The 9,901-nt window shown below is 37.4% G+C and carries 10 protein-coding genes; 7 read left to right on the forward strand and 3 right to left on the reverse strand.

All coding sequences use genetic code 11. The annotated features are described in order from the left end of the window. The first annotated feature begins 31 nt into the window (after positions 1–31). From dnaB to rpsD, 4 genes are all read left to right on the forward strand, one after another. Positions 32–1,384: a replicative DNA helicase gene (gene dnaB / locus HMPREF2963_RS04375; RefSeq protein WP_003071605.1), complete on the forward strand. Its 1,353-nt coding sequence runs from the start codon at positions 32–34 to the stop codon at positions 1,382–1,384. A gap of 3 nt (positions 1,385–1,387) precedes the next feature. Next, the gene (locus HMPREF2963_RS04380) at positions 1,388–1,660 is read left to right on the forward strand and encodes a Veg family protein (protein ID WP_003071603.1); all 273 of its coding nucleotides are present in this window, start codon (positions 1,388–1,390) and stop codon (positions 1,658–1,660) included. A gap of 38 nt (positions 1,661–1,698) precedes the next feature. Then, complete coding sequence (locus tag HMPREF2963_RS04385; RefSeq protein WP_006270354.1) at positions 1,699–2,331, forward strand: HAD family hydrolase; 633 nt, start codon at positions 1,699–1,701, stop codon at positions 2,329–2,331. A gap of 200 nt (positions 2,332–2,531) precedes the next feature. Next, positions 2,532–3,143, forward strand: a complete 612-nt coding sequence (rpsD, locus tag HMPREF2963_RS04390; protein WP_070668940.1) for a 30S ribosomal protein S4 — start codon at positions 2,532–2,534, stop codon at positions 3,141–3,143. A gap of 195 nt (positions 3,144–3,338) precedes the next feature. Here rpsD and HMPREF2963_RS04395 read toward each other — a convergent pair whose 3' ends face one another. Then, a complete protein-coding gene (locus HMPREF2963_RS04395) occupies positions 3,339–3,872 on the reverse strand; it encodes a TetR/AcrR family transcriptional regulator (RefSeq protein WP_006270363.1) in 534 nt (177 codons plus the stop codon). A gap of 173 nt (positions 3,873–4,045) precedes the next feature. Here HMPREF2963_RS04395 and HMPREF2963_RS04400 point away from each other — a divergent pair, with 173 nt between their 5' ends. Continuing rightward, positions 4,046–6,718, forward strand: coding sequence for a YhgE/Pip domain-containing protein (locus HMPREF2963_RS04400; RefSeq protein ID WP_070668944.1), 2,673 nt, complete (start codon positions 4,046–4,048; stop codon positions 6,716–6,718). Positions 6,719–6,756: 38 nt separating this feature from the next. Here the strand turns inward: HMPREF2963_RS04400 and HMPREF2963_RS04405 are convergent, their stop codons facing one another. Both HMPREF2963_RS04405 and HMPREF2963_RS04410 read right to left on the reverse strand, forming a co-directional pair. Next, positions 6,757–7,530: a Cof-type HAD-IIB family hydrolase gene (locus HMPREF2963_RS04405; RefSeq protein ID WP_070668947.1), complete on the reverse strand. Its 774-nt coding sequence runs from the start codon at positions 7,528–7,530 to the stop codon at positions 6,757–6,759. Then, positions 7,531–8,433 (reverse strand): helix-turn-helix domain-containing protein, encoded by a 903-nt coding sequence (locus HMPREF2963_RS04410; protein ID WP_083312524.1) that lies wholly within the window; start codon positions 8,431–8,433, stop codon positions 7,531–7,533. It abuts the gene before it with no gap. 306 nt (positions 8,434–8,739) lie between these two features. On the opposite strand from HMPREF2963_RS04410, the gene HMPREF2963_RS04415 reads away from it, so the two are divergent. Then, the gene (locus HMPREF2963_RS04415) at positions 8,740–9,075 is read left to right on the forward strand and encodes a hypothetical protein (protein ID WP_003071588.1); all 336 of its coding nucleotides are present in this window, start codon (positions 8,740–8,742) and stop codon (positions 9,073–9,075) included. 241 nt (positions 9,076–9,316) lie between these two features. Then, a complete protein-coding gene (locus HMPREF2963_RS04425; protein WP_070668950.1) occupies positions 9,317–9,835 on the forward strand; it encodes a thioredoxin family protein in 519 nt (172 codons plus the stop codon). The last annotated feature ends 66 nt before the right edge of the window (positions 9,836–9,901 follow it).

Below are 9,901 nucleotides of genomic sequence, written 5' to 3' on the forward strand. Positions count from 1 at the left end.
AAGAAGATTATTTTTTGAGAGAGGAGGTCTTATGGCAGATATTGATGAATTGCGAGTACAGCCGCAAGACATTTTGGCAGAACAATCTGTTTTAGGTGCGATTTTTATTGATGAGAGTAAGCTAGTTTTTGTTCGTGAATATATCGAGCCAAACGACTTCTTTAAATATGCCAATCGCTTAATTTTTAAAGCGATGATTGATTTGGCAGATCGAGGTGATGCCATTGATGCAACGACTGTTCGTAATATTTTAGACAGTCAGGGTGATTTGCAAAACATTGGTGGTTTGTCTTACTTGGTTGAAGTTGTAAATTCAGTGCCGACTTCTGCCAATGCTGAATATTATGCTAAAATTGTAGCAGAGAAGGCTGTTCTGCGGCGGTTAATTTCACGTTTGACAGACTCTATCAACCTAGCTTATGATGGTGCTAGTCCTGCAGATGAAATCATTGCTGGAGCGGAAAAAGCGTTAATTGATGTTAGTGAAAATGCTAGTCGAAGTGGTTTTAAAAATATCAAAGAGATTTTGAATCTTAATTTCGGTAGTTTGGAAACACGCTCCCAACAAACTTCTGATATTACAGGGATTGCGACAGGTTATCAAGATTTAGATCATATGACGACTGGTCTCCATGAAGAAGAGCTCATCATTGTGGCAGCTCGTCCTGCGGTTGGTAAGACTGCTTTTGCCCTCAATATTGCACAAAATATTGGAACCAAGCTAGATAAAACAGTTGCTATTTTTTCTCTGGAAATGGGTGCAGAGAGCTTAGTAGACCGGATGTTGGCGGCTGAGGGTTTGATTGAATCGCATTCAATTCGAACGGGACAATTGACAGATGAAGAATGGAGCAAGTATGCGATTGCACAAGGAAATTTAGCAGAAGCTAGCATTTACATTGACGATACACCAGGAATTCGGATTACAGAGATTCGTTCACGTGCTCGAAAATTAGCGCAAGAAACAGGAAATCTTGGCTTGATTTTAATTGATTACTTGCAATTAATTACAGGTACTGGTCGAGAAAATCGTCAACAGGAAGTTTCTGAAATTTCTCGTCAATTAAAGATTTTAGCAAAAGAGTTGAAAGTTCCAGTCATTGCGTTGAGCCAGCTTTCGCGTAGTGTGGAGCAACGTCAGGATAAGAGACCAGTTTTGTCAGATATTCGTGAGTCTGGTTCAATTGAGCAGGATGCGGATATTGTAGCTTTTCTTTACCGTGATGACTATTATGAACGGGGCGGTGAAGAAACTGAAGGGATTCCAAACAACAAAGTCGAAGTGATTATCGAAAAGAACCGTAGCGGTGCACGTGGTACGGTGGAATTGATTTTTCAAAAAGAATACAATAAGTTTTCAAGTATTTCTAAGAGAGAGGAATAGATAATGAGTGATGCATTTACAGATGTTGCAAAAATGAGAAAAATTAAAGAAGAAATCAAGGCCCATGAAGGAAAAATGGTAGAAATGACTCTTGAAAACGGTCGTAAACGTCAAAAAAATAAGCAAGGTCGTTTAATCGAAGTCTATCCTTCTTTGTTTATCGTTGAATATACCAACAATAGTAGTAATCCAGGTGAAATTGAAAATACTTACGTCGAATCCTATACTTATTCGGATATTTTAACAGAGAAAAACTTGATTCGGTATTTAGATTAAGATAAATTTATTTTAATGTAATGCGGCTGGAGTAAGAAATGATTAAAAATCTAATTTTTGATTTTGGCAATGTTTTAATTGAATGGAACCCTGCTAAGATTTTAGCTGCTTTCGTAGAGGATGAAGAAGATCGTAAGCGTGTCAAAACGGCTGTTTTTGACTCGGGAATTTGGGCTCAGACGGATATTGGAGAATTAAGCTTGAAACAAGCCATTCGGAAAGCTCAAAAATTGCTAGACGGTTCGTATGCTCCTACTGTTGAAGCTGTTTTTACTCGTTGGTATGAGGTAATAGATAGCTATTATCAGCTACAAGAGAAAATTTTTGAATGGGTTCAGATGGGGTATAGTATTTATATTTTATCTACTACCAGTGAGATCTTTTATATAGTTGAAAATGCCGGTTTATTACCAATGACAAAAGTATTGACGGGGAAAATCCTTTCTTATGAAGTAGGATGTGCAAAACCAGATAAAAGTATCTATCAAAAATTACTGACCCAGTATACATTGCAAGCTAGTCAATGTGTGTTTATAGATGATCTACAGGTTAATCTAGATACTGCTAAAAGTCTGGGGTTTGAAACTATTTTAGCAACATCTGAACGGCAAAATATAATTGCGATAGAGGAATTATTGAAAAAGAAAGGTTCTTTCCATAGAAAGAAATAATCTGACAAAATCCGTCTTTACAGATAGGATTTTTTTTGATATAATGGCTTTTGTGTGAAATAGCAGCAGGAGAGCATGAAGCTCGTCAACAGAACATAGCTATAAAAGTAGCCTTGGCTGTTTAGGCGAAAATGTTCTGCACGAATCAGGGCTTTCTAAGTGACTATTTCCTCAAAAATACTTTATAGGAGGACATTTTTATGTCACGTTATACAGGACCATCTTGGAAACAAGCTCGTCGTTTGGGGCTTTCTCTTACTGGTACAGGTAAAGAATTGGCTCGCCGTAACTATGTACCTGGTCAACATGGGCCAAACAACCGTAGCAAATTGTCAGAATACGGTTTGCAATTGGCTGAAAAACAAAAACTTCGTTTCACTTACGGTGTAGGTGAAAAACAATTCCGTAACTTGTTCGTACAAGCTACTAAAATCAAAGGTGGAATCCTTGGTTTCAACTTCATGCTTCTTTTGGAACGTCGCTTGGATAATGTTGTTTATCGTCTTGGACTTGCAACTACTCGTCGTCAAGCTCGTCAATTCGTAAACCACGGTCATATCCTTGTTGATGGAAAACGCGTTGATATCCCATCATACCGCGTAATCCCAGGTCAAGTGATTTCAGTTCGTGAAAAATCATTGAAAGTACCTGCAATTCTTGAAGCGGTTGAAGCAACTCTTGGACGTCCGGCATTCGTATCGTTTGATGTTGACAAATTGGAAGGTTCATTAACTCGTTTGCCAGAGCGCGACGAAATCAACCCAGAAATCAATGAAGCGCTTGTCGTTGAATACTACAACAAACAACTTTAATCTAAGACTTATCCGAAGTTGGGAAGACTCCCAGCTTCTTTTTTATGACTCATTGAAAATATCAAATTCGTTTTCTCTTTTCTAGTTTTAAAAGTGATGAGCATTTTTGTCTTGAAGTTTTTCACATTTTAACACTAAATGGCTTTATTCGTTAATATTTGAATAATCTTGATAGTAGCAAAATAGAATTATCTTCTAATCCAACATTTTTAAAAGAAAATCTGCCATTTGTTCAGGGCTCTCTTTTTTCCCTCTAGCAATCCACATTTGACAAACCCCAAAAAAGGCGTTTGTCAGGTAAACATAGCTATATTCTTTCTCCACTTGACTTAGTAGTTTACTACTAAAGCGCTCTTGTAGGTCTTCAGCCAGCATAATTTGAAATTTATGACGTAAAAATGTTTGGATTTCTTTTGTTCCGTTTTCTGTTAACAAAGCAGAAAGGAGGGATTCGCGTGTAAGGAAATCAAAAACTTCTATAATCGCGCTACGCTTGTCTTGAGCATACTTCTCAAAAATGTATTCTAACTTATGGAAAAGTTTCTGTTGATAATGCTCAATCATATCATATTTATCTTTATAGTGTGTATAAAAGCTGCTGCGACTGATACCGGCCGTTTTTGTCAACTTGACAGTGCTAATCTGATCGAATGATTCGTGTTTAAGCAGATCGACCATTGCATTTTCAATAATCATTTTCGTTTTTTGACGTTTGTTACTTTCTACCATATGCCTTTCCTCTTTTGAACAATTTTATACAACATGTATAAAAATGAATTTTTTCTCTTGTGAAAAATTTCAGAAACTGTATAATCTATTATATCAAATATTTAGACACTCTGTATAAAAATATTTCAAAAATTAAAATTTTTATACAGAGTGTCTAAGATAGAGGAGAAAAAATGTTCAACGAATGGAAAGCAATTTTTAAAAAACCACTCTTCATTATTGTCATGATTGGTGTTTCCTTGATTCCGGCTCTTTATAATGTTATTTTTTTGAGTTCAATGTGGAATCCTTATGGAAAAGTATCGGAATTACCAGTAGCAGTGGTGAATAAGGATCAACATGCAAGATTTAACAGTAACACGTTGTCTGTTGGGGATGATATGGTGAAAAGCCTTAAAAAGAATGATGCTTTAGATTTTCATTTTGTATCTGAAGCAAAGGCAAAGAAAGGTTTGGAGAAGGGTGATTATTATATGATTATCACGCTTCCGAGTGATTTATCCCAAAAGGCAGCTAGTATTCTGGATAATAAGCCACAAAAAATGCAGATTGATTATCAAACGTCTAGTGGACATAGCTTTATTGCTAGTAAGATGAGTGATTCGGCTATGACGCGACTTCAACAAACTGTCGCAAACAATGTGACCAATACGTATATGACTTCTCTTTTTAAGAGTATGAATAAATTGAGAAAAGGTATGACAACAGCTGCTTCTGGTAGTGGTCAACTCGCTTCTGGTGGTCAACAATTGAAAGAGGGTAGTCAAACCTTGACAGATAATTTACAGACTTTATCTAGTTCTAGTATGACGTTTGCGGATGGTGCTAATACATTAACGACAGGTTTGGGAACGTATACTCTTGGTGTGCGTCAGTTGTCAGACGGGATTGGTACCTTGTCAACACGCCTTTCAGCTTATACATCAGGTGTCGGTCAATTAGCTTCTGGCTCAACAACATTATCAAAAGGGTTGACAGACTATACAAATGCTGTTGGTCAGTTAGCGGACGGTTCAGAACAATTTTCAGATGGCTTAAGCGACTATACTAATGGCGTGGCAAATCTTGCAGGTGGTGCCAATCAATTAAATGATCAATCAAAAAATTTATTGGCAGGAGTCAATCAATTAACTGCTTCTAATGAGGAAATTCAAAAATTATCAAGCGGTGCGCATCAACTAGCTACGGGTCTGAACACTTTGATGGCGACTGTTAAACAATCTGGTATGACAGCTGAGCAAGTTCAAAAACTACAAGCTTTGCAAACAGGTTTAACTGCTGTTCAAACTGCTCTGTCAACAGGTTCAGACTTGTCAGCTGCTAAAGCGAGCATGACAACTGCTTTGAATGATATGGAAACAACTGCAAATATGCTTGTCAATAGTGTTGCGACAGATAAGGCTACGATTACAAATAACGTAGCTGCTACAGCTGCTTATCAAAAATTAAGTGCTAGTGAACAAGCAGAAATCAATACCGCTATTTCACAAGCTCCAAGCCAAACTTCTACAGCCGTGACAAAGATGTTGACAACGATTCAAGCGCTCAAGGCGCAAGTGGAAAATTTGCCAGATCAATCTTCTAACCAACAAAGCATCGCTGTCATCGAACAAGCCAAAGGTGCTCTTTCAAGTCTCCAAACGAGTGCACAACAATCTCAAGAAAGCATTCTTGCGGCATTACAACAATCGACTACGGGTGCTAGTCAAGTGGCAGCAGGAGTTGACCAATTGCAAAGGAGTTTAGCAACGGGTGCTGGTCGATTGGTGAAAGGTGTGACAGACTATACAAATGGAGTGGCTCAAATTACGGCAGGAGCTAACACCTTATCTAGTCATAACGAGCAACTAACATCTAGCATGGCGAAAATTAGTTCAGGTTCTAAGGTTTTAGCTAGTAAAAACAGTCAATTGACATCTGGAATGGCAAAGGTTGCTTCTGGAGCCAATCAATTAGCTGGTAATAATGGTCAAATTGACGCAGGCTTGGCAAAATTGGCAGCAGGAGCCAATCAATTAGTTAGCAATTCTGCGGCACTAGTGTCAGGAGTAGGTAAGTTGTCTGATGGTGCTGGTAAAATAGCAGATGGTTCTACGAAGCTGGCGGATGGTAGTTCAATGATGACGTCTAATTTGGGAAGGCTTGTGTCGGGTGTGGACACCTTGACAGCAGGTTTGACAGATGCCAAAAATCAATTATCTATGGTGACAACCAATAAAGCCAATGCTAAAGCTCTCGCAAATCCATTGACAACGAAGAAAATAGATAAAGACCATGTTGGTAAAAATGGTATCGGTATGGCTCCATACATGATTTCTGTGGCACTTTTTGTAGCAGCGATTTCAACCAATATCATTTTTAACACGTTGCCTTCTGGTAAGAAACCTGAGACACGTATGGAATGGCTGAAAGCACGTATTCAGGTCAATGGCGTTATTTCTCTCTTGGCAGGTTTATTGGTGTATGGTGCAGTGCACATGATTGGCTTGACTGCTAATCATGAATGGGCAACGCTTGGAATCATTCTTTTAACGAGCATGTGCTTCATGGCGGTGGTGACGGCTCTGGTAACGTGGGACACTAAGCTTGGTGCTTTCACCTCCTTGATTTTGTTATTGTTGCAACTAGCCTCTAGTGCAGGGACTTACCCACTTCCGTTGACGGATAAGATTTTCCAAAATATCAATCCTTGGTTGCCAATGAGTTACTCTGTTTCGGCTTTGCGTCAAACAATTTCGATAACAGGGCAAGTCGGTGGACAAGTTGCCTTCATGACAGTTGTTCTGCTGCTCTTTGTCGGTCTTGGTTTCTTGGTCTACAATCCGAATAAAAAAGAATTAGTCTAATCTAAAAGCTCTTGTATCTCGAATACAGGAGCTTCTTTTTAAATTAAACCAAAGTGAGCAAGGGCGTGTGGAATGCCATTTTCATCATTAGAGCGCGTGATGAAAGTGGCTGCTTCTTTGACGATTGCTTGGCTATTGCCCATTGCAATTGAATAATCCACTCTTTCAAACATTGATAGGTCATTGAGTCCGTCTCCGAATGCGTAAGTTGGTGCTTCGTCTGCTAATAAGGTCAGTAGGTGCTGAATTCCAGAGCCTTTATTACAACCGTGCGGCGTGATGTCTATCGAGTAAGGGCTGTTACGGAAAAAGTGCAGTTCAGGGACTTCTGTTTGGTACTGAGTGTCTTTTTCGGGATCTTCACTAAAAATGAGCAACATCTGACAAGGCTGGTTTTGGTAAATGGTCGGTCCAACTTGGGGCAGGTCTTGATGGAAATAACGGAAATTCTGCTGAACAGTTGAACTGAGTGCTGTCACACGCATTTCTCCTTGTGAATAAAAACCGAGGCCGTGCTTATTTTCCTTTGCCAGTTGCAGGAGCTTGAGAATGCTGTTTTGTGCAATCCGTCCTTCAAACAGGAATTGCTTCTCATGGAGAATTTCCATTCCGTTTAGCAAAATGGCAGAATGAATCCCAGCGTCTTCCAGAACCGTTCCCATTTCTCCGCGGCCACGTCCGGTACAGACAATGGGAAGAAAGCCATTGGCTCGTAGTTGAGCAATGGCTCTTTTATTTTCTATCGGAACTTGTCCCTGACTATTTACTAAAGTACCATCAATATCAAAAAATACAAATCCGTTGTAAGTCATTTACTTCTCCGTTTCTATTGAAGTGGTTGAAATTCCATGTGAAATATGAGAGAAATAGGAAGCACGATATTGTTTGACTTCTTCTTGTAAATCTTCTAACAATTTTGTTTCTTCGGTTAATTCCAACAGACTAAGCCCTTTCCGTATTAGTTCATCATTTGCTTGACAGATTCCAAGACGGACTTGAGCAAAGCCGAGAAAATCATAGCGCTTGAGTTGTTTGGCTAAGTCTAAGGCGATAGCGGAGATGTGTTCGCAGTCATCTAATAATTGATTACAGAGATAGATAGTAGAAAGGTTGAGCAGCAAGGAAACTTGGGCATTTTTGATGCTTTTGTAATCCTTGTATTTTTCAAGGTTAATTAAGATTTTTTCTGTAATATCCTGAAGCGTCTCAATAGGAAAAATAAAGAGAATCACATCTAGCATATTAAAGTCGTTTTTGTACCAAATATCACGCCTTTTAAGATCAGACCACATGGCTTCAGCCAATTCTCTAGAGTGGTCACTAAAACTATTTTTTCGGATTTCTATGATAATATTTAAGGTCTCTAGTATGTGCTGGATAGGAAGATCATGTTCAACTTTTTTTAAGTGTTCTTTACAAAGCTGAGCAATTTTAATCAATTCTGTACTATCTGAAGTAGATAAATGATTGGACATTTGATTGATAATCATTTGTCTTGTCTGAGGTTTGTAGTGATTGCAAATATACTCAAACTCGCCAAAGCTCATGTCAATTTGATTGAGAAGAAATTCCATAGTTTCATAGCTGGGAACGGATTGGTTGCTTTCAAACTTGGAAAGATTGGAGCGCGAAATCCAATCCCCGCAAATCTCTTGCTGGGTGATTCCCTTTGCTTTTCGAATCGTCTTGTAAACTGTGCCAATATCCCAATGCATAGGCGACTCCTTGTGTTAAATATGAAATGTGAAAATAGTGGGCATTTTGTGAATGCCTTTTCATAATATTATATCATAAGGATAAATAAAGACAAGGAGATGAAAATATATGAAAAAATTTAGATTTTTCTCAATACTATCTTTTATTACTGCAATAATTGGTACATTTCCATGGTGGCCACCATTTGGTATATAGTGCTACAATTTAAAGAAAGGGAGGAGTGAAACCAATGTACTATAAGTATTGATGTAATTAGTATTGTTTTTTTAAAAGTATTTGTCTTTATAAAGAAAGAGGTATATATTATGAAAAAATTATATAAAATTTTCCTTACGATTGCAGCAGCTTTTATGATCGGTGCAACAGTTATACCGTCCTCAACTTCTGTTATTTATGCGAATAGTATGAAATATGAAGAAGTAGTTCCTTTCCGGGATCGAGGTGTATGTGGAGATATGAACAAGAATAGCTATACTTACAAAAGATATTGTTTGAAAGATGGGAGTGCTTCGGCTACTCTTACACCAGCGCAAAGAGATTGTTTATGGGCTTTAGGGCTTGGTGTATTTAGCTTTTCAACCACATGGTATTCTCTGCTTATGGCGTATGGACCAGTAGTATATCAATGCTTAAAAGCATAGCGAAATAGACTTATTATTTCTGTGTTAAAAAAGGAGTGAAAATAATGAAGAAAAAATATTCTTTTGACAAATACTTTTATAAGAAATATCATTTCTATTTTTATACAATTGTATTGATACTGTACTTTTTATATTTCTCACATGATGATGTGATAGGTGATATTCTATTTTTGGGAGCATATATAATTCTGCTTTTAACGACAATAATAAAAAAAATCCCAAAAGATTAAGGAGAATTTTTATGAAATGTATTCGCATGAGTCTATACTTCATTATTATTTGCACAACTCTCTTTTTCCTCTCTGCATGCACCTCTTCATCACAAGCTTCTGAAAGCTCTACAGTTTCAAGTGTTTCTCAGGTTTCAACAAGTGAAAATGAGGTAGAACACGATTTAAAATTGACAAAATTATACAAAGAAATTATAAAGAGCTTTCAAGAGACGAATGCAGAAAATGTTTTAAACAATAAATTAACAAAGGGAAATTTGCTCTATTTTGGTCGTGAGACGTGCCCGTTTTGTAGAGAATTTCTTCCGGTCTTGAAAGAAACATCAGACTTGTATCATACGCCTTTTAAAATTTATTACTTAAATACAGAAGATTCTCATAAGAATTCTCAAATAAAGAAAGCTATGGAAAAATATAATGTGACTGGTGTACCTACGCTGATTTATTTAAAAAAAGACAATGGTTTTGAAGTCTTGAATGAAGAGCAGACGACTTTACCAGAATGGTTTAATATAATAATGAAATATTGAACTTTTTCAAAAAACACTCCTCTTTTTCAGAAAATTTCCCATTCATGTTATACTAAATGAGATGAT

Origin of the sequence: Streptococcus sp. HMSC067A03, assembly GCF_001814295.1 — a bacterium.
In the GTDB taxonomy this organism is placed as follows: domain Bacteria; phylum Bacillota; class Bacilli; order Lactobacillales; family Streptococcaceae; genus Streptococcus; species Streptococcus constellatus.

Bases quoted from the DNA above. Each gene is read 5' to 3' on its own strand.
- dnaB (WP_003071605.1), top strand. From the start codon at position 32: ATGGCAGATATTGATGAATTGCGAGTACAGCCGCAAGACATTTTGGCA.
- HMPREF2963_RS04380 (WP_003071603.1), top strand. From the start codon at position 1,388: ATGAGTGATGCATTTACAGATGTTGCAAAAATGAGAAAAATTAAAGAA.
- HMPREF2963_RS04385 (WP_006270354.1), top strand. From the start codon at position 1,699: ATGATTAAAAATCTAATTTTTGATTTTGGCAATGTTTTAATTGAATGG.
- rpsD (WP_070668940.1), top strand. From the start codon at position 2,532: ATGTCACGTTATACAGGACCATCTTGGAAACAAGCTCGTCGTTTGGGG.
- HMPREF2963_RS04395 (WP_006270363.1), bottom strand. From the start codon at position 3,872: ATGGTAGAAAGTAACAAACGTCAAAAAACGAAAATGATTATTGAAAAT.
- HMPREF2963_RS04400 (WP_070668944.1), top strand. From the start codon at position 4,046: ATGTTCAACGAATGGAAAGCAATTTTTAAAAAACCACTCTTCATTATT.
- HMPREF2963_RS04405 (WP_070668947.1), bottom strand. From the start codon at position 7,530: ATGACTTACAACGGATTTGTATTTTTTGATATTGATGGTACTTTAGTA.
- HMPREF2963_RS04410 (WP_083312524.1), bottom strand. From the start codon at position 8,433: ATGCATTGGGATATTGGCACAGTTTACAAGACGATTCGAAAAGCAAAG.
- HMPREF2963_RS04415 (WP_003071588.1), top strand. From the start codon at position 8,740: ATGAAAAAATTATATAAAATTTTCCTTACGATTGCAGCAGCTTTTATG.
- HMPREF2963_RS04425 (WP_070668950.1), top strand. From the start codon at position 9,317: ATGAAATGTATTCGCATGAGTCTATACTTCATTATTATTTGCACAACT.